The organism is Microbacterium wangyouchuni (assembly GCF_051546305.1).
Lineage (GTDB): Bacteria > Actinomycetota > Actinomycetes > Actinomycetales > Microbacteriaceae > Microbacterium.
The window spans coordinates 1-17562 of record NZ_JBPTMA010000007.1 but is presented as its reverse complement, the minus strand read 5'-3'; the positions used below and the strand labels follow the sequence as shown (position 1 = coordinate 17562).

18 protein-coding genes are annotated in these 17562 nt (G+C 65.4%); 12 read left to right on the top strand and 6 right to left on the bottom strand.

Annotated elements, in window-relative coordinates:
• Positions 1 to 68: 68 nt before the first annotated feature.
• The 3 genes from ACSS7Z_RS13925 to ACSS7Z_RS13915 are packed head-to-tail and all read right to left on the bottom strand — an operon-like array spanning position 69 to position 3947.
• Positions 69 to 1046, bottom strand: coding sequence for an NUDIX hydrolase (locus ACSS7Z_RS13925; RefSeq protein ID WP_438255472.1), 978 nt, complete (start codon positions 1044 to 1046; stop codon positions 69 to 71).
• The gene (locus tag ACSS7Z_RS13920) at positions 1043 to 3208 is read right to left on the bottom strand and encodes an RNA degradosome polyphosphate kinase (protein WP_438255471.1); all 2166 of its coding nucleotides are present in this window, start codon (positions 3206 to 3208) and stop codon (positions 1043 to 1045) included. The genes ACSS7Z_RS13925 and ACSS7Z_RS13920 overlap by 4 nt, the downstream gene beginning before the upstream one ends.
• Before the next feature lie 52 nt (positions 3209 to 3260).
• Entirely contained in the window at positions 3261 to 3947 is a 687-nt protein-coding gene (locus tag ACSS7Z_RS13915) for a winged helix-turn-helix transcriptional regulator (RefSeq protein WP_438255470.1), read from the bottom strand.
• A gap of 131 nt (positions 3948 to 4078) precedes the next feature.
• On the opposite strand from ACSS7Z_RS13915, the gene ACSS7Z_RS13910 reads away from it, so the two are divergent.
• The 4 genes from ACSS7Z_RS13910 to ACSS7Z_RS13895 all read left to right on the top strand — a co-directional run bounded on the left by ACSS7Z_RS13910 (position 4079) and on the right by ACSS7Z_RS13895 (position 7237).
• The gene (locus ACSS7Z_RS13910) at positions 4079 to 4369 is read left to right on the top strand and encodes a hypothetical protein (protein WP_438255469.1); all 291 of its coding nucleotides are present in this window, start codon (positions 4079 to 4081) and stop codon (positions 4367 to 4369) included.
• Positions 4370 to 4538: 169 nt separating this feature from the next.
• Positions 4539 to 5141 (top strand): nitrobindin family protein, encoded by a 603-nt coding sequence (locus ACSS7Z_RS13905; RefSeq protein WP_438255468.1) that lies wholly within the window; start codon positions 4539 to 4541, stop codon positions 5139 to 5141.
• Entirely contained in the window at positions 5138 to 6274 is a 1137-nt protein-coding gene (ygfZ, locus tag ACSS7Z_RS13900) for a CAF17-like 4Fe-4S cluster assembly/insertion protein YgfZ (RefSeq protein ID WP_438255467.1), read from the top strand. Before ACSS7Z_RS13905 ends, ygfZ begins: the two co-directional genes overlap by 4 nt.
• A 24-nt stretch (positions 6275 to 6298) precedes the next feature.
• Positions 6299 to 7237, top strand: a complete 939-nt coding sequence (locus tag ACSS7Z_RS13895; protein WP_438255466.1) for a phosphotransferase family protein — start codon at positions 6299 to 6301, stop codon at positions 7235 to 7237.
• 42 nt (positions 7238 to 7279) lie between these two features.
• Here the strand turns inward: ACSS7Z_RS13895 and ACSS7Z_RS13890 are convergent, their stop codons facing one another.
• Positions 7280 to 8107 carry a class I SAM-dependent methyltransferase gene (locus ACSS7Z_RS13890; protein ID WP_438255465.1) on the bottom strand — a complete coding sequence of 276 codons (828 nt, stop codon included), beginning with the start codon at positions 8105 to 8107 and terminating at the stop codon, positions 7280 to 7282.
• A gap of 47 nt (positions 8108 to 8154) precedes the next feature.
• On the opposite strand from ACSS7Z_RS13890, the gene ACSS7Z_RS13885 reads away from it, so the two are divergent.
• On the top strand, positions 8155 to 8904 hold the full coding sequence (locus ACSS7Z_RS13885) for a phosphoglyceromutase (RefSeq protein WP_438255464.1): 750 nt from the start codon (positions 8155 to 8157) through the stop codon (positions 8902 to 8904).
• A gap of 72 nt (positions 8905 to 8976) precedes the next feature.
• Here the strand turns inward: ACSS7Z_RS13885 and phoU are convergent, their stop codons facing one another.
• On the bottom strand, positions 8977 to 9690 hold the full coding sequence (phoU, locus tag ACSS7Z_RS13880; protein WP_438255463.1) for a phosphate signaling complex protein PhoU: 714 nt from the start codon (positions 9688 to 9690) through the stop codon (positions 8977 to 8979).
• 189 nt (positions 9691 to 9879) lie between these two features.
• Between phoU and ACSS7Z_RS13875 the strand changes: the two genes are divergently transcribed.
• Positions 9880 to 11106 carry a sensor histidine kinase gene (locus tag ACSS7Z_RS13875; protein WP_438255462.1) on the top strand — a complete coding sequence of 409 codons (1227 nt, stop codon included), beginning with the start codon at positions 9880 to 9882 and terminating at the stop codon, positions 11104 to 11106.
• The gene (locus ACSS7Z_RS13870; RefSeq protein WP_438255461.1) at positions 11103 to 11786 is read left to right on the top strand and encodes a response regulator; all 684 of its coding nucleotides are present in this window, start codon (positions 11103 to 11105) and stop codon (positions 11784 to 11786) included. Before ACSS7Z_RS13875 ends, ACSS7Z_RS13870 begins: the two co-directional genes overlap by 4 nt.
• A gap of 64 nt (positions 11787 to 11850) precedes the next feature.
• Here ACSS7Z_RS13870 and ACSS7Z_RS13865 read toward each other — a convergent pair whose 3' ends face one another.
• The gene (locus ACSS7Z_RS13865; protein ID WP_438255460.1) at positions 11851 to 12327 is read right to left on the bottom strand and encodes a DNA modification methylase; all 477 of its coding nucleotides are present in this window, start codon (positions 12325 to 12327) and stop codon (positions 11851 to 11853) included.
• A gap of 135 nt (positions 12328 to 12462) precedes the next feature.
• On the opposite strand from ACSS7Z_RS13865, the gene ACSS7Z_RS13860 reads away from it, so the two are divergent.
• The 5 genes from ACSS7Z_RS13860 to ACSS7Z_RS13840 all read left to right on the top strand — a co-directional run bounded on the left by ACSS7Z_RS13860 (position 12463) and on the right by ACSS7Z_RS13840 (position 17405).
• A complete protein-coding gene (locus ACSS7Z_RS13860; protein WP_438255459.1) occupies positions 12463 to 12945 on the top strand; it encodes a CarD family transcriptional regulator in 483 nt (160 codons plus the stop codon).
• A gap of 110 nt (positions 12946 to 13055) precedes the next feature.
• Positions 13056 to 14255 carry a 2-C-methyl-D-erythritol 4-phosphate cytidylyltransferase gene (gene ispD / locus ACSS7Z_RS13855; protein WP_438255458.1) on the top strand — a complete coding sequence of 400 codons (1200 nt, stop codon included), beginning with the start codon at positions 13056 to 13058 and terminating at the stop codon, positions 14253 to 14255.
• Between the two features lie 35 nt (positions 14256 to 14290).
• Positions 14291 to 15694 (top strand): cysteine--tRNA ligase, encoded by a 1404-nt coding sequence (cysS, locus tag ACSS7Z_RS13850; RefSeq protein ID WP_438255457.1) that lies wholly within the window; start codon positions 14291 to 14293, stop codon positions 15692 to 15694.
• Positions 15687 to 16715 carry a 23S rRNA (guanosine(2251)-2'-O)-methyltransferase RlmB gene (gene rlmB, locus ACSS7Z_RS13845; protein WP_438255456.1) on the top strand — a complete coding sequence of 343 codons (1029 nt, stop codon included), beginning with the start codon at positions 15687 to 15689 and terminating at the stop codon, positions 16713 to 16715. Before cysS ends, rlmB begins: the two co-directional genes overlap by 8 nt.
• A gap of 51 nt (positions 16716 to 16766) precedes the next feature.
• The gene (locus tag ACSS7Z_RS13840) at positions 16767 to 17405 is read left to right on the top strand and encodes an NAD(P)-dependent oxidoreductase (RefSeq protein ID WP_438255455.1); all 639 of its coding nucleotides are present in this window, start codon (positions 16767 to 16769) and stop codon (positions 17403 to 17405) included.
• Positions 17406 to 17562: the final 157 nt, after the last annotated feature.

Genomic DNA, 17562 nt, shown 5'->3' with positions numbered 1-17562 from the left:
ACGCTAAGTGCGACAGTTAACGAGACTCTCCCGCGGAGGTAAACAGAAGGTGAACGACTGGCGAAGCGTCAGACTTTCGGGACGTGCGTCTCGATCGAGATGATCCCCGAGCCGGGGTTGGTCGCCGACAGATGTGCGACCGAGAAAGCCGCCACTTCGAGCGCGGAAGCGCTGCCCAGATACGACCCCGGCATGGTGCCGGTGGCCAGGGCGAGTTCGCTGAAGATGTCGGGGAGTACCGGGCCGTGACTGCACAGCACCGCGGGTTTGCCGGCGCGTACGCGTTTGCCGATCACCAGCCGTGCGTCCGAACGCCCCTCTTCCCAGGCATCCTGGCTGATGAGCTCGGTCTGCACGGGCTTGCGATCGAGTGCCTTCGCCAGCGGCGTGATCGTCTGCACGCACCGGACGGCGTCACTGGTGATGATCTTGCGGACCCCGAAAGCGAGGAGCGGTGCGACGATGGCGGCGGCCTGCTTCTTGCCGCGCTCGGTCAGCACCCGCGAAGCATCCGACATCTCCCAATCGGAGCGTCCGACAGCTTTCGCGTGACGCAGCGCGATGATCGGAAAGGTGCGCAGGATGCCGTCATCGACGAGTTTTTCGAACCCATCCAGGATTTCCAGATCCACGGGGTAGCTCAGGCACTTTCGGGCCTTCTTCACACTGACCCATTCCAGACCCGAGATCTCGTGGTTCGGGACGAAGGCCGAGTTGCGGATGGCCTCCTCGGTGGCCTCAGCAGCCCAGTAGTGCACGACTTTCTGCCGCTTGGGACGCATGAAGTACCTGCTCACCCCGACGGGGACGCCGAGGGCGACGCGGATGCCGGTCTCCTCGAAGACCTCGCGCACCGCCGTCTGGGCGAGCATCTCGCCGGGATCGACCTTCCCCTTGGGAAGGGTCACATCCCGATACTTCGTGCGGTGGATGAGCAGCACGCGGAGTTTGCCGTCCACGAGCCGCCAGACCACGGCGCCTGCCGCGTACACAGCCTTGTCGTCTTGCACGATCTCGGTCGCTCCCTCAGCCGATCGCAACGTCATCGAACCGAACGCGGACGCCGACGGCGTCGAACCTGGTTCATGGTCTTGTCCTGCAGGTCGACCAGCGGGTTGCCCTCGGCGTCGACGGCGTGCCGCTCCCACGTGCCCTCGGCTCCGAGATGCCACGAACTGGTGCCGTCATCCATTGCCAGATCGAAGAAGGTGAGCAGTTCCTTGATATGGGCGGGATCGGTCACGCGCACCAGCGCCTCAACTCGTCGATCGAGGTTGCGGTGCATCATGTCGGCGCTGCCGATGTGCACCTGCGGGTCGCCACCGTTCTCGAACGCGAAGATTCGCGAGTGCTCGAGATATCTGCCCAGGATGCTGCGCACGGTGATGTTGTCACTGGTTCCGGGCAGGTCGACCTTGATGCTGCAGATGCCGCGCACCCAGATGTCGACTTTCACCCCGGCCTGGCTGGCGCGGTAGAGCGCGTCGATGATCTCTTCGTCGACGAGCGAGTTCACCTTGATGCGGATGTGCGCCGGGCGACCCTCGAGGGCATTCGTGCGCTCGTTGTTGATTTGGCGCAGCAGTCCCTTGCGCAGGTGCAGCGGGGCGACGAGCAGGCGCTTGAACTTCTTCTCGATCGCGTAGCCGCTGAGCTCATTGAACAGTCTGGTGAGATCCTTGCCGACCTGTGCGTCAGCGGTGAACAGGCCGAAGTCCTCATAGACGCGGCTGGTCTTCGGATTGTAGTTTCCGGTGCCGACGTGCGAGTAGTGGCGCAGTTTGCCCTCTTCCTCACGGATGACGAGGGCGAGCTTGCAGTGCGTCTTCAGCCCCACCAGGCCGTAGACGACGTGGACGCCGGCCTTTTCGAGCTTGCGGGCCCAGACGATGTTGTTGGCCTCATCGAAGCGAGCCTTCACCTCGACGAGGGCGAGCACAGACTTTCCCGCCTCAGCCGCATCGATGAGCGCCTGCACAACAGGGCTGTCACCGGAGGTGCGGTACAGAGTCTGCTTGATGGCGAGGACATGCGGGTCGCGAGCTGCTTGCTCGAGGAACGCCTGCACACTGGTGGCGAAGGACTCGTAGGGGTGATGCACGAGCACATCCGCCTTGCCGATCGCGGCGAAGATATCGGCGCGGGTGGCGGAACCAGCCGGCTGGAACGCCACCGCCGTCGTCGGCAGATGTGGCGGGTACCGCAGATCAGGGCGGTCGACCCTGGACAGTGAGAACAGTCCGCGGAGGTCAAGCGGGCCGGGAAGTCGGTAGACCTCCTGCTCGGTGATGTCGAGCTCTTTGATGAGCAGATCCAGGGTGAGATCATCCATGTCATCGTTGATCTCGAGACGGATCGGCGGCCCGAAGCGGCGACGCAGCAGCTCAGCTTCGAGCGCCTGGATGAGGTTCTCGCTCTCATCCTCCTCGATCTCGACATCCTCGTTCCGGGTGAGTCGGAACGCGTGATGATCGAGTACTTCCATGCCGGGGAACAGATCGCCCAGGTGATTGGCGATCAGCTCTTCCAGACGCAGGAACCGCTTGATCTCGCCCGTGCCCGGAACCTCGACGAACCGCGGCAGCATCGGCGGTACCTTCAGACGCGCGAATTCCTGCCGGCCGGTGCGGGCATTGCGAATGCGAATGGCGAGGTTCAACGACAGTCCCGAAATGTACGGGAAGGGGTGCGCCGGATCCACGGCGAGCGGCATGAGAACGGGAAAGACCTGCAGCTGGAAGTACTCGGTCAGAGCTTCGCGCTCCGAGTCGACGAGTTCGTCCCACTCGGTGATCTCGATTCCGGCATCCGCGAGCGCCGGGCGCACCAGATCGATCCACGCGGCGGCATGGCGTAGCTGCAGCGCATGGGCATCGCGGGAAATGTCTGAGAGAACGTCAGAGGGGGAGCGGCCGACATTGGAGGGCACCGCGAGGCCCGTGACGATACGGCGTTTGAGCCCGGCGACGCGCACCATGAAGAACTCGTCGAGGTTGCTCGCGAAGATCGCCAGGAAGTTCGATCGTTCCAGCTCGGGAAGGCTCGTATCCTCCGCCAGTTCGAGCACGCGCTGGTTGAACGCGAGCCAGCTGATCTCCCGGTCATGGAAGCGGTGGTCGGGTAACTGGGAGTCCGGAGATTCGATGGCGTCGAAGTCATCGTCCTCGGCGTCACCCAGGCCGGCGTCTGCGAGAGCTGGATCGATCATGCTGTATATCTTGGCATCGAGACGTGGCTTAGGTGTGAACGAATCCGGTGTCTTACCGTGACGTGGCGGTCAGTTGGTCTTCGTCGTACACATTGAAGCGGTAGCCGACGTTGCGCACAGTGCCGATGATCTGCTCCTGGTCGCCGAGTTTGGCGCGCAGGCGCCGGACGTGCACGTCGACCGTGCGGGTACCGCCGAAGTAGTCGTATCCCCATACCTCGCTGAGTAGCTGCTCACGAGTGAAGACCCGTGCGGGGTGGGTGGCCAGGAAATGCAGCAGCTGAAACTCCTTGTATGTCAGATCCAGCGGTTTGCCGCGGAGCTTCGCCGCGTACGACTGCTCGTCGATCGTGATACCGGATGCCTGCACCCGACTTGATTCAGCCGTCACCGTGCTGCGGGCCAGAGCGAGCCTGATGCGCGCATCGATCTCGGCGGGACCGGCACCGGTGAGCAGGACGTCATCAATGCCCCAGTCCCCGGAGACGGCGCTCAGCCCACCCTCGGTGACCACGAGCAGCAGCGGCGCATCCTGGCCCGTTGTGCGCAGGAGCTTGCACAGCGATTTCGCTCCCACCAGGTCATTGCGGGCATCCACGATCACGACGTCACTGTCCGGAGCGGTCACCAGCTGCGCGGGTTCTGCCGGGATCTGGCGCACCTGATGGCCGAGCAGCTCCAGGGCGGGCAGAGCGTGCTCCGCAGGAGGAGCCGACGACAGAATCAGGATCAGGGCCACGCACTTTCCTCTCGGACGACGTGTGCGACGCCCAGTACGGCAGTCAATACCGTGCGCCAATAATACCGACCGCGCTTGCGCCTTCGCACGCAGAGAAGAGCAATGCGCGTCGAATGCGTAACAATGGACTCATGTCGGAACCCGCTCTCGCGCCACGCAGCCCGCTCAGCGGTGTGCTCATCGTCTGGGCTATCGCGCTTGCCGCTGCCATCGCCATCGGCATCTTCGTGCCGGAGATCTGGCAGGTGCAATGGTTGCTCGTCGCCTTCGGCGGCTCGATTCTGCTGTCATTCGCCGTGCAGCTCTGGTACGGCCAGGCGAAGGGCTTCATCTTCCGGCTCGCGGTGAGTGTGACCGGCGCGCTGCTGCTTCTGGGTGTGGTGTCGGCAGGCTTCGCGCTCGCCGCCCTCGTGCCTGCGTAACACAGCTTCGTCTTCATCCGTGGCAGCGGGGGTAGAGTGGGGCTATGGATCTCGTCGCTCTTGAACTCTTCTTCATCGGTCTGCTGGGCCTTGCGAGTCTCGCGATCGTCTTCGTCGCAGGCGTCGTGCTACGCAACCTCTTCCGCGGCCAGCGCTGACCGAGGATTCCGTGCTCGAGCTTCCCGCTGATCTTCCGGCAGACCTCGCCCCGCTGAGCTGGCTCATCGGGGTCTGGGAGGGCACCGGAGTCATCGAGTACACCGCGGGCGACCACCGATTCCAGGGCGAGTTCACCCATCGGGTGAGTTTCAGCCATGACGGAGTCGGGTACCTGAACTATGCGGCCACCGCTTCGATGAACACCGACGGCGCTGAAGCCGCGGTCCCACTCGTCGCTGAGAGCGGATTCTGGCGTCTGGCGCGTCCGGCGACCGCGGCGGATGCCGGTCCCGCACTGCTGCCACCGAGCGCCGCCGGAGCCGCGCGCACGGTTCACGACGTCGAGGAGCTGCGTCTGGAATCCGGCGGATTCCCGTTGGAAGTGTCGATCGCGCACTCCGATGGCACTCTCGAGCTCTATCTCGGCGAGGCCAACGGCCCGCGCATCGACATTGGCACCGATGCGGTCATCCGTGGTGCCGGTGGCAAGGCCTATAACGCCGCCAGCCGTATGTACGGCCTGGTCGAGGGGCATCTGCTCTGGGCCTGGGACATCGCGGCGCTCGGCGCTGAGATGAGTTCGCACGCTTCGGCACGTCTGGCGCGGGTATGAGCGCCGCTGCGTTGACCACGGCGTTTGCCGGGCTTGCTGGTGCGGTCGAATCCGGCGGCGTCATCATGCACTTCGGCGACCCGATGCGCGAGCAGCGCCGGCTGGTCAGCGGTTCGGCCGTCGCACCGCTCGGCGATCGCACCGTGATCGAGGTCGCGGGTGAGGACCGGCTCAGCTGGTTGGATTCCATCACCTCACAGTCGGTTGCGCGCCTTGCACCCGGTGACAGCACGGAGCTGCTGGTGCTCGACCCGCAGGGCCGAGTCGAGCACGCCGCCGGCGTTCTCGAGGATGGCACGTCCGTGTGGCTGATCGCGGATGCTGCGGATGCTGAGCCGCTGGCGGCCTGGCTGGGACGCATGGTGTTCCGCTCGCGCGTGACCGTGACGCTGCGTCCGGAACTCGGTCTGCTGGGCTTCTTCGGCGGCGGCGGCGGCGAGAGCGCATTGCGTGAGATCGCCCTGGCGCCGAACGGCCTATCGCTGCTGTGGAGCGACCCGTGGACGGCGGTGCAGGCTGGCGGTCACCAGTATGCGAACGTGACGTCGCACCCGGCCGCCGAGTACAACTGGCACGTCGCGATCGTTGATGGGGATGCTGCGGCATCCGTCGCGCAGCGCGCAGCAGACATCGGCGTCGCAGGGATCTTGGCCGCCGAGGCCCTGCGCATCGCCGCATGGCGCCCGCGCTGGGTGAGCGAGGTCGATGAGCGCTCACTCCCGCACGAATCGGATTGGATCCGCAGCGCCGTGCACATGAACAAGGGCTGCTACCGCGGGCAGGAGACGGTCGCGAAGGTGCACAACCTCGGGCATCCGCCGCGTCGCCTCGCAGCGCTGCAGTTGGATGGCAGCGATGACGTGCTGCCCGAGCCCGGGGCATCCGTTCTCGCAGACGGCAAGGAGGTCGGCCAGATCACCTCGGCCGCCCGCCATTACGAGGACGGCCCGATCGCGCTGGCGATCCTGTCGCGTCGTGCGCCGGCCGGAGATCTCGTCGTGCACTCCGATGGCACCGACATCGCTGCCGCGCAGCAGGTCATCGTTCCCGCAGACGCCGGAGCGACCGCTGATGTGCCGCGATTGACGCGACTGTCCCGCCGCGCTGAGGGCCAGGACCCGCGTAAGGCATAGTCCCCGCCGCGATAGCGTTGTCGGATGCTCGATGATGTTAAGACCCGGACGAGATGGGAAGACCTCCCCGCAGGCCTGCGAGCCGAGAGCGAGCGCATCCTCGGCGCACCGATCAGCTCGGCGACCAGCCAGGCGGGCGGATTCTCTCCGGGGAGCGCTGATCGTCTGGTCGCGGCGAACGGACGCCGAGCGTTCGTCAAGGCGATCCAGCGCGACCACAACCCCGGCGCATTCGAACTGCACGCGCGCGAGCTCGTCGTGATGGCGGCTCTTCCGGCAACCGTCGACGCACCACGCCTGCTGGGATCCTGGCGTGATGATGACACGATCGGCCTCATCATCGAAGACATCGACGGACGTCATCCGGGTGAGCCCGCTGACGGGCGCGACCTCGTCGCCATCCTTGACGCCTTTGCCACGCTGCCGGTCGTCACCGGCACTGCACTGGAAGCCCTCCCTCGAGCCGCGGACGAGTTCGTCTCGGAGCGCGACAGCTGGAAGGCTCTGGCGGCAGACAGCACGGGTGCTGATCTGCCGGACTGGGTCGTCGCATCGTTCGACAGGCTGGCTGACGCGGCATCCGGAGTGTGCGAGGCGGTCGATGGCGAGCATCTGCTGCATCTCGACGTGCGCGCCGACAACGTGATCATCGATCCGAGTGGACGGGCGTGGCTCATTGACTGGCCGTGGGCTGCTGTGGGCGCCCGCTGGGTGGACGGCGTCCCCTATCTGCTCGACGCGCGTCTGCGCGGTGAGCCGATCGATGCCGAGGAACTGCTGCGCACGCATCCGCTCTTCGCCGAGACCACCGACGCCCAGGTTGATGCGATGCTCGCCGGCATCGTCGGCCGCTGGTTCGATCAGGCCCGTCTGCCTGCGCCGCCGAGCATGCCGACGCTGCGTGCATTCCAGCGCAGCGAGGCACTCGCCGGTGTTGCCTGGCTCACCGAGCGCTGGGGCTGACAGGCGGTAAGTTCTCGCGGGTGGCCGGGCATCTCGGCCGGCTCAATGAGCGGCGGGTGCCACGGCACTCCACGGCACGGTGAGCTCGCCCAGGCGCCAACGGGTACGGTCGCCCAGTACCGGCCAGCCCTGATCCTTCAGAGCCTTCACCACGGCCAGGAAACGCTGGGTCGAACCGAACGTCGACAGCGCGGCCGCCCGTTCCCACTCGCGATCCAGATCGACCAGCAGGTCATGGATGCGCTCACCGGGGATGTTGCGATGAATCAGCGCTTTCGGGAGCCGCTCCGCGACGATTCCGGGATGCTCCAGCTCAGCCAGCCGCAGTGAGATCGTGAATCGTACCGGGGTGCCCGTGGGTGAGACATCGGCCCAGCTGGAGATCCGGCCGATCTCATCGCAGGTGCCCTCGAACAGCATCCCGTCGGGGGCCAGACGTGCGGTCATCGAACGCCACGCTTGTGCGACGTCCGACTCGTCGTACTGGCGCAGCACGTTCATCGCCCTGATCGCCGCGGGGCGGCGTCCGGCGGCAAGCGGCACCTCGAAGCCGCCGCGCGCGAACGAGACACGCAGATCGGGGGCGAACGAGGTCCGTCCGGCGCGGACGTCCTCGAGCTGGCGGCGCGCGGTGGCCACCCGCTCGGGATCGAGTTCGAAACCGATGACCTCGGCGTCGGATCGCACCTTCGCCAGTCGGGTGGCCAGTTCGAACGCGGTCACGCCGCTGGCGCCGTAGCCCAGGTCGATGACGAGCGGGTCGCTGGCCCGTCGGAAAGCGTCGGATGCCGCGATCCAGCGGTCGTTGCGGCGGAGTCGGTTGGTCCCCGTCGTTCCCCTGGTGGGGTGTCCGAGAGGAGATGACGCCATACGACCATTCTGGCATCGGCAGCGAGGGGGCTCGATAGACTGGAGGCATGACTGCGACGCGCACCCTCATCCTGCTCCGCCACGGCCAGAGCGAGTGGAACGAACTGAACCTCTTCACCGGCTGGGTGGACGTCCGCCTCACCGAAAAGGGAAAGAACGAGGCGCGCCGCGGCGGTGAGCTCCTCGCCGAATCCGGCCTGCTGCCCGATGTGCTGCACACCTCGCTGCTCAGCCGCGCCATCCAGACGGCGAACATCGCGCTGGACGCCGCTGACCGGCTGTGGATCCCGCTGACCCGCTCCTGGCGCCTCAACGAGCGTCACTACGGTGCGCTGCAGGGCAAGGACAAGGCACAGACGCTGGAGGAGTTCGGCCCGGAGCAGTTCCAGCTGTGGCGTCGCTCCTTCGATGTGCCGCCGCCCCTGCTCGACGACGCCAGCGAGTTCAGTCAGGTGAACGACCCGCGCTACGCCGACATCGACGGCGAGGTGCCCCGCACCGAGTCGCTCAAGATCGTCATCGACCGGATGCTGCCCTACTGGGAGAGCTCGATCGTTCCTGACCTCGAGGCGGGCAAGACTGTGCTCGTCGTGGCGCACGGCAACTCGCTGCGCGGGCTTGTCAAGCACCTCGATGGCATCAGTGACGAGGACATCGCCGAGCTGAACATCCCCACCGGCATCCCGCTGGTCTACGAACTCGACGAGAACAACGTCCCCACCGGTCCTGGCCGTTACCTCGACCCCGAAGCCGCCGCTGCCGGTGCCGCTGCTGTGGCTTCGCAGGGTAAGAAGTAACCCACCATTCTACGCCGAAACCCCGGATTCCTTCGTGAGGAACCCGGGGTTTCGGCTATCGTGCGGGGAAGATCAGGCGAGGCCACTGCTTCCGGTGTCCTCGGATGCGATCTCGGCCGCGGCGAGGGCGATGTCTTCCTCGTCGACGGCCCAGTCGCCGGTGGCAAGGTAAACGACCTTCTTCGCGATGGCGACGGCGTGGTCGGCGAAGCGCTCGTGGTAACGGCTGGCGAGGGTGGCGTCGACTGTTGCGCCGGCCTCACCCTTCCAATTGTCGCTGAGCACCTTTTCGAACACTCGAGCGTGGAGCTCATCGACCTCATCATCGGCATTGCGGATGTCGTCGGCCAGACGCAGATCCTGCGTACGCAGCAGCTCTGACAGGGTGCGCGCGACCTCGACGTCCTTCTCGCCCATCTTCGTGAAGGTGCTCTTGAGCCCCTTGGGGATGGCACGCTCAGGGAAGCGCAGGCGGGCGAGCTGGGCGATGTGCTCAGACATATCGCCCATGCGCTCCAGGGAGGCGCTGACGCGCAGCGCGAACACGACGATGCGCAGGTCGCGGGCGACCGGCTGCTGGCGGGCGAGGATCTCGATCGCCAACTCATCGAGCTTGACTGCGAGCTCATCGATCATCGGGTCGTCGGCGATCACCTCTTCTGCGAGCGAGACATCGCTGGTGGCAAAGGCGCGGGTGGCCTTATCGATGGAGACCGTGACGAGGTCGGCGATCTCCACGAGACGGGACTGCAGATCCTCAAGGGACTGGTGGAAGACTTCGCGCATGTGCGGCGCAACCTTTCATTCGGAACTCGGGCGGGTCCGGCGGCCGTGGAAAGACGTGCAACGGCCCTCAGTGATTGTCTTCGTTGAAGGTTAACGAATGGTGCCCGATAGGTGAATACTAGTTCTCCGTTCGTTGATCTGCCGCGGAAACCCGCCGAAGCGGAGGTGAATGACGCCTACGCTGTAAGTATGACCACCCCGCAGATTGCGCTGCTCGCACTCGCTGTGGGCCTCGCCATCGGTGTGGGCCTGTCGGTGCTGATCGTGTGGGCGTATCGCGTCCGCGCCAGAGTGGCTCAGGAAGCCTCAGGGGATGTTCCCCATGGTGCAGCCGAGGTGCTGGAGAGTATGGATGATGCCGCCTGCATCATCGACGCTTCCGGACTCGTCCTCGGCAGCTCTCAGGCCGCCGCACGGTTCGGCATCGACGTCGGAGCGACCCTCGACAACCTGGAGCTGCGACAGTTGGTGCGCACGGTGCGCACCACCGGTGCAACCGATACCGAGACGATGCGCATCACGCGGCCTGGTGTCAGCCTGGATCCGCGCCTGGTGTCTGCACGGGCGAGCGCTCTCGGGTCACGCTTGACCCTCCTCATCATCCGGGACGTCACCGAGCAGGAGCGACTGGATCAGGTGCGCCGCGACTTCGTTGCCAACACCAGTCATGAGCTGAAGACTCCGGTGGGTGCGGTGAGTCTGCTCGCCGAGGCCATCGAATCGGCAGCCGATGATCCCGCGCAGGTGCGCATTTTCGCCTCGCGTATCTCAGCCGAAGCGGCCCGTCTCGGCCAGCTCACCGGGCGCATCATGAGCCTGTCGCGATTGCAGGCAGCTGATGGGATCACCGACTTCAGCCCGGTTGCCCTCGATGAGGTCATCACCTCCTCGATCGAGGCGCACATCGTCCAGGCAGATTCGGCCGGGGTAGAACTTCTGCGCGGCGGTGACCGCGGCGCGTACGTCCGCGGTGACGCGCAGATCCTCATCGAGGCGGTGAGTAATCTCATAGCGAACGCCATCGTGTACTCGCCCAAGGAATCACGCGTGGGCATCGGTGTGCGCATCGAGGGCGACGTGGTCGAGATCGCCGTCTCGGACCAGGGAATCGGAATCACCGAGTCCGACCGGGAGCGCATCTTCGAGCGGTTCTACCGCGCGGATGAAGCCCGCTCGCGCCGGACCGGCGGAACGGGGCTCGGCCTGTCGATCGTGAAGCACGCCACCCAGCGACACGGCGGTGAAGTGCGGCTGTGGTCCCGCCCCGGTCGCGGTTCTACGTTCACCATGGCGCTGCCGCGCGTCGAAGCCCCGGCGCTGGGGGACACCGACGACCGCAATACCAAGAAGAAGCGCGTGCGCAAGGCGGCCAAGCAGGCCGTACCCGTGCGCGTCCGAAACGGAGAGACTGCATGACCCGCATCCTGATCGTCGAGGACGAACCCGATCTCGCCGACCCGCTCGCCTACCTGTTGCGCCGAGAGGGATACGAGGTGGACATCGCCGAAGACGGACCCGGAGCACTTGCCGCGTTCGGTGAGCGAGGCGCCGACGTAGTCCTGCTCGACCTCATGCTTCCCGGGATGCCCGGCACCGAAGTGTGCCGTCAGATCCGGTCCACATCTGCGGTGCCGATCATCATGCTCACCGCGAAGGATTCCGAAGTGGATATCGTCGTCGGGCTGGAGCTCGGAGCCGATGACTACATCACCAAGCCGTACTCCTCGCGGGAGCTACTTGCGCGCATGCGTGCAGTGCTGCGCCGGGCGGTGCAGGCGGACAGCGACGTCGACGAACGGGTTCTCGAGGGCGGCCGTGTCGCTTTGGACATCGACCGGCACACGGTCACCGTCGCAGGCGAGGAGATCAATATGCCGCTGAAGGAGTTCGAGCTGCTCGAGCTCCTCATGCGCAACTCCGGACGTGTGCTCACGCGCGGTCAGCTGATCGATCGGGTGTGGGGCAGCGACTACTTCGGCGACACGAAGACGCTTGACGTGCACATCAAGCGCATCCGCTCGCGCATCGAAGAGAGTCCGAGTGAGCCGGTCATGCTCGTGACCGTTCGCGGACTGGGCTACCGCTTCGAAGGCTGAGCTGAACGCAGAAGAGGCCGGCACCCATCGGGTGTCGGCCTCTTCTGCGTTCAGCAGGAGCGGATCAGTCCTCCTGCGGAACCAAGTCTGCGTAGTAGGGCGTGGTGCCGTCGAGGACGGGAACCTCAGCGGTAGCGCCGGTGGCGTCACCGGACTGGAAGTACATCTCGACCGTGGCGCCGGGCTTCGTGTCGAGGCCGTCGATGCGCAGCGGGTCGGCGTTCGCGCCCAGGCTCACAGTGTCGCCGGCTTCGACGCGGACCGACAGCGGCTCGAGGCCTTCGATCTCGACCGTGAGGGTCGCGTTGTCTTCGGTGTCGTTGACGATCGCTGCGATGAGGTTTCCGGTGGATCCGTCGTCGGTGGCGATGACCATCGCGTTGCGAATCTGCAGCGGACCATCGGAGTCAGGAACGCCGACACCGTCAGACACGTTGTACGGATCGATAGATGTCGCCTGCGGCGTGATGAAGGTGCATCCCGTCGCGCCGAGAAGAACAAGGGCGCTGAGGGCGGCTGACACTACAAGGCGCGTTTTCACGAGTCCTCCTGAAGACTTTGGGATATCCGTATCCATTGTATGGGTATCGGAGAGGTAGCTCGGGAACCGTGCGGGGGCAAACCTTAGCGCATGTCGCCTGTGGTATTCTGGAGGTTGCCGAAAGGACACGATTTTATGCTTTTTGAGGTTGGCGAAACTGTCGTCTATCCGCACCATGGGGCTGCGACGATCATCGAGGTCAAGGATCGCGTCATTAAGGGCGAGACGAAGAAGTATTTGAAGCTCAACGTCACCCAGGGTGACTTGATCATCGAGGTGCCCGCCGAGAACGTCGATTTGGTCGGCGTTCGCGATGTCATCGGCCAGGAGGGGCTCGACCAGGTGTTCGAGGTACTTCGTGCGCCGTTCACGGAAGAGCCGACCAACTGGTCTCGCCGATACAAGGCGAACCTTGAGAAGCTCGCCTCTGGCGATGTGATCAAGGTCAGCGAGGTCGTCCGCGACCTGTGGCGCCGCGATCAGGACCGCGGCCTGTCCGCTGGTGAGAAGCGCATGCTTGCGAAGGCGCGTCAGATTCTTATCTCCGAGCTTGCGCTCGCTGAGAAGTGCGACGAAGACAAGGCCGGCGTCATTCTTGACGAGGTTCTTGCCTCCTAAGTAGCAGCGTCGCGAGAAACATCCTGCGGCATGAGAAACATCGTTCTTCGACGTTTCTCATGCCGCAGTTCCTTTCTCGGGCGGCTCTCGGGCGGCGGTAGCCTGGGATGGTGACTCTCCTTCCTGTGCCAACGACCGCGATCATCGTGGTCGCAGCTGGTTCTGGTTCGCGGCTGGGTGCCGGCGCGCCCAAAGCGTTCGTCGGCATCGATGAGCGATCCGTTCTGCGCCACGCGCTCGACGGCGTGTTTGCCGCGGGCCCCGCGCAGGTGATCGTCGTCGCGCCCGCCGAGCGCGCCGGTGATGCCGAGACCGTACTGATCGAGGCCGCCGGCGACCGGCGAGACCTCGGCCGGGTCGTTGTCGGCGGCGAGACCCGCCAGCAATCGGTCGCTGCTGGTCTCCGCGCGCTGTGGGGCGACATCACCACCGTGCTCGTGCACGATGCGGCACGGGCGCTGACCCCGTCATCGCAGATCGACGCTGTCGCGCAAGCGGTCACAGACACCTCGGGTGTCATCCCGGTACTTGCCGTGATCGACACCATCAAACGAGTGGATGCTGAGAGCATCGTGGCTGCGGTGGACCGCTCTGAGCTCGCCGCGGCGCAGACCCCGCAGGGTTTTCCGCGCGAGCTGCTGGCCGGCGCATACGCTGCTGCGCTCGCATCCGGTGCCGAGTACACCGACGATGCGGCGCTGTTCGCTGCTGCCGGGCACCCGGTGCGGCACGTCCCCGGGTCGCCGCTGGCATTCAAGATCACCACGCCGGACGATCTGGACCGCGCGCGGCACCTGCTTGGCGGCACACCCGATTCCTTCAGCGCGGTGCCGACGATTCCCCGCGTGGGCATCGGCACCGACGTGCATGCCTTCGGCGGCGAAGGCGATCTGTGGCTAGCCGGCCTTCAGTGGCCGGGGGAGCAGGCGCTGTCCGGGCACTCCGACGGTGACGCCGTCGCTCACGCGATCGTTGACGCCCTGCTCGGAGCTGCCGGGCTCGGCGACATCGGACAGCACTTCGGCACCGCGCATCCGGAGTACGCCGGAGCACACGGTGACGTGTTCCTCGCGCGCACCCGCGAGATCCTTGCTGAAGAGGGATATGCGATCGGCAACGTTTCCGTGCAGTTCCAGGCGAATCGGCCGCGGTTCAGCGCTCGGCGGGCAGAAGCCGAGGCCGTGCTGTCTGCCGCGCTGGGGGGCGTGCCGGTTTCCGTTTCGGCGACGACGACCGACGGACTCGGGTTCACCGGTCGCGGCGAAGGCATTGCGGCAACAGCAATCGCCTCGGTGCATCCGATCCGATAGGTAATTGCTCAGCGGCGCCCCGGTACGCTAGAGCAGTGACTTTCCGCCTTTACGACACCCGCGCTCAGCAGCTGCGCGACTTCGTGCCTCTCGACCCCGAGAACATCACGATGTACGTCTGCGGACCCACGGTGCAGTCGGGGCCACACATCGGGCATGTCCGCGCAGCACTGAGTTTTGACATTCTTCGTCGCTGGCTCGTGCGCAAGTACGGCCGGGTCACCTTCGTTCGCAACGTCACCGACATCGACGACAAAGTGCTCGTCAATGCAACGGATGCTGAACCGTGGTGGGCGCTGGCGTACCGGATGGAGCAGGAGTTCACGGCGGCCTATGCCGGTATCGGCATTCTTGCGCCGACGTACGAGCCTCGGGCAACAGCATCCATTCCGCAGATGCAGGAACTCATCACGACGCTCATTGAGCGGGGCCACGCTTACCCGGCGCCGGATGGCTCCGGTGACGTCTACTTCGATGTGCGCTCATGGAGTGCCTACGGTGCACTGACGCATCAAACGATCGATGCCATGGAAGCCGCCGAAGACGCGGACCCGCGCGGCAAGCGCAACCCGCAGGACTTTGCCCTGTGGAAGGGCTCGAAGCCCGGCGAGCCTACTGATGCGACCTGGCAGTCGCCCTGGGGAGCCGGCCGCCCGGGCTGGCACATCGAGTGCTCGGCCATGGCGAAGCGCTACCTCGGATCCGCCTTCGACATCCACGGCGGCGGTCTCGACCTGCGCTTCCCGCATCACGAGAACGAACTGGCGCAGTCGACTGCCGCCGGCGAAGAATTCGCGAGCTACTGGCTGCACAATGGGCTGGTCACCGTCGGCGGTCAGAAGATGTCGAAGTCGCTGGGGAACTTCACCCTCGCGGCTGACGTGCTCGCTGAGCATGACCCGCTCGTGATCCGGTACGCCCTCGCCGCCGCGCATTACCGGTCGAGCCTTGATCTGACGGCTTCGTCGTACGCCGAGGCAGAAGCTGCCCTCGGACGCATCCAGATGTTCCGTCAGCGTGTGCTTCGGGCAGCGGATGCCGATCCTGCCGTGTTGGTTCCAGGGACGCTTCCGGAGGCTTTCGCCATGGCGATGGACGATGATCTCGGCGTGCCGCAGGCGCTTGCCGCCGTGCATGAGGCGGTACGGGCCGGAAATTCGGCGCTGGACGCCGGTGACACCGCTGCAGCCGTTCAGGCAGCTGCAGCGCTCGCCGCAATGCTCGAGGTGCTCGGATTCGACGGCGCAATTGAAGCCGCCGCAGGAGGAGCCGAGGCATCCGCTCTCGACGCCCTCGTGCAGGCGATGATCACACAACGGGCTCAGGCACGAGCCGACAAAGACTGGGCGGCGGCGGATCGCATTCGAGACGCGATCGCGGCCGCAGGAATCACGCTGGAGGACACTCCGGCCGGAACTCATTGGAGTATTGATGGCTAAGCCACCTCGCCCCGGAGCGGGCAACAGCAAGAAGAAGGGTGCTCCCAAGGGCACCGGCGGACTCGGGCGCAAGTCGCTTGAGGGACGTGGACCGACGCCGAAGGCCGAGGACCGCGCCTGGCACGTCGCCGGCAAGCGCAAGGCGGCCAATGAGCGTTTTGCAGCGGCCGGCGGCAAGGCTCGTCCCGCAGCGGGTGCTGCACGGGGCGGACGCCCGGCATCGGGAAGTAACCCGAACCGCTCATCCAAGGCGAAGTCCGGCGATGACACCGAGAATGTGACCGGTCGTAACTCCGTCCTCGAGGCTCTGCGGGCGAAGATCCCGGCGACGGCGTTCTACATCGCCCAGCGCGTCGAGATGGATGACCGTGTCAAGGAGATGCTGTCGATCGCCACGAACCGCGGTATCCCCGTGATGGAGGTCACCCGTCAGGAGCTTGACCGGATGGCCGGCTTCGACGGCGTGCACCAGGGTGTCGCCATCAAGGTGCCGCCGTACGAATACGCGCACCCGCAGGATCTGCTCGAGAAGGTCATCGACCGGGGGGAGCTCCCGCTGTTCGTCGCGCTGGATGGCATCACCGACCCGCGCAACCTCGGAGCGATCATCCGCTCCACGGCTGCCTTCGGCGGCCATGGCATCATCCTGCCGCAGCGCCGCTCCGCCGGAGTGAACTCGGCGGCATGGAAGACGAGTGCAGGGGCTGCAGCACGCCTCCCCGTCGCCATGGCGACGAATCTCACCACGCAGCTGAAGGAATTCAAGAAACAGGGCGTTTTCGTCATCGGACTGGACGGTGGCGGCGACGTCTCGTTGCCGGCGCTCCAGCTTGCTGATCGCCCGGTGGTCATCGTCGTCGGCTCAGAGGGCAAGGGACTGTCGCGGCTCGTCACCGAGAACTGCGATCAGATCATCTCCATCCCGATCTCGGCTGCCACCGAGTCGCTGAACGCCGGTATCGCCGCATCGGTGGCGCTGTACCAGGTCGCCACTGCGCGAGCGCAGCAGGCCGCGGAATAAACCTTCGACGGCGGATGCTGTCCATGAAGCATCCGCTCAGAAGGAGAACACATGGCCCGCATCGCTGTCATCGGAGGAACCGGCTACGCCGGATCGAACATCGTCGCTGAGGCGGTGTCGCGCGGTCATTCGGTCGTCTCGGTGGCGCGTTCGGCCCCGGCTGAGCGCGTGGAGGGCGCGACATATCTCGAGGGCACGATCCTTGATGTTCCGACGCTCATGACGCAGATCGGTGAGGTCGATGTGGTCGTCCAAGCGCTTTCGCCGCGCGGGGACATGGTCGGTAAAGTTCGTCAGGCAACCGCTGAGCTGTTCGCGGCGCTGCCGGACAGCGTACGGCTCGGTGTGGTCGGCGGAGCGGGCGGAAGCCTGGTGGCGCCCGGTGGTGCACGCGTCATCGACTCGGGCTTCCCCGAAGAATTCCAGGCGGAGGCCTTCGAGGCGATTGGCGTGCTCGAGGATCTTCAAGCGGATGCCAGCGGCAAGGACTGGTTCTTCGTGCACCCCGCCGGCGGCTTCGGCGTCTGGAATCCGGGGGAGCGCACCGGGAGTTACCGCGACGGCGGCCCGGTGCTCGTGACCGATGAGGCGGGGGAGTCCTTCATCTCTGGCCGCGACCTCGGGGTGGCATTCGTCGACGAGATCGAAAACCCGAAGCACCACCGCGAGAACTTCGCCGTCGGGTACTGAAAACCGCGTTCGAGTGGGTAATTGTGGCTCGATTTTCTGCGGCGAAGTCATATGGTGGCAGCAACGTTCTTCTTGAAGGAGCGTTTCATGGTCAAGTTGTTCCCGCCGAATACTCGTACGCAGTTCGTCGATCTCGTGTGTGCGGGGGTGCCCGTTC

Coding starts and splice junctions, on each gene's coding strand:
- ACSS7Z_RS13925 (WP_438255472.1), bottom strand. CDS start 1,046: ATGACGTTGCGATCGGCTGAGGGAGCGACCGAGATCGTGCAAGACGAC.
- ACSS7Z_RS13920 (WP_438255471.1), bottom strand. CDS start 3,208: ATGATCGATCCAGCTCTCGCAGACGCCGGCCTGGGTGACGCCGAGGAC.
- ACSS7Z_RS13910 (WP_438255469.1), top strand. CDS start 4,079: ATGTCGGAACCCGCTCTCGCGCCACGCAGCCCGCTCAGCGGTGTGCTC.
- ygfZ (WP_438255467.1), top strand. CDS start 5,138: ATGAGCGCCGCTGCGTTGACCACGGCGTTTGCCGGGCTTGCTGGTGCG.
- ACSS7Z_RS13895 (WP_438255466.1), top strand. CDS start 6,299: ATGCTCGATGATGTTAAGACCCGGACGAGATGGGAAGACCTCCCCGCA.
- ACSS7Z_RS13890 (WP_438255465.1), bottom strand. CDS start 8,107: ATGGCGTCATCTCCTCTCGGACACCCCACCAGGGGAACGACGGGGACC.
- ACSS7Z_RS13885 (WP_438255464.1), top strand. CDS start 8,155: ATGACTGCGACGCGCACCCTCATCCTGCTCCGCCACGGCCAGAGCGAG.
- phoU (WP_438255463.1), bottom strand. CDS start 9,690: ATGCGCGAAGTCTTCCACCAGTCCCTTGAGGATCTGCAGTCCCGTCTC.
- ACSS7Z_RS13875 (WP_438255462.1), top strand. CDS start 9,880: ATGACCACCCCGCAGATTGCGCTGCTCGCACTCGCTGTGGGCCTCGCC.
- ACSS7Z_RS13870 (WP_438255461.1), top strand. CDS start 11,103: ATGACCCGCATCCTGATCGTCGAGGACGAACCCGATCTCGCCGACCCG.
- ACSS7Z_RS13860 (WP_438255459.1), top strand. CDS start 12,463: ATGCTTTTTGAGGTTGGCGAAACTGTCGTCTATCCGCACCATGGGGCT.
- rlmB (WP_438255456.1), top strand. CDS start 15,687: ATGGCTAAGCCACCTCGCCCCGGAGCGGGCAACAGCAAGAAGAAGGGT.
- ACSS7Z_RS13840 (WP_438255455.1), top strand. CDS start 16,767: ATGGCCCGCATCGCTGTCATCGGAGGAACCGGCTACGCCGGATCGAAC.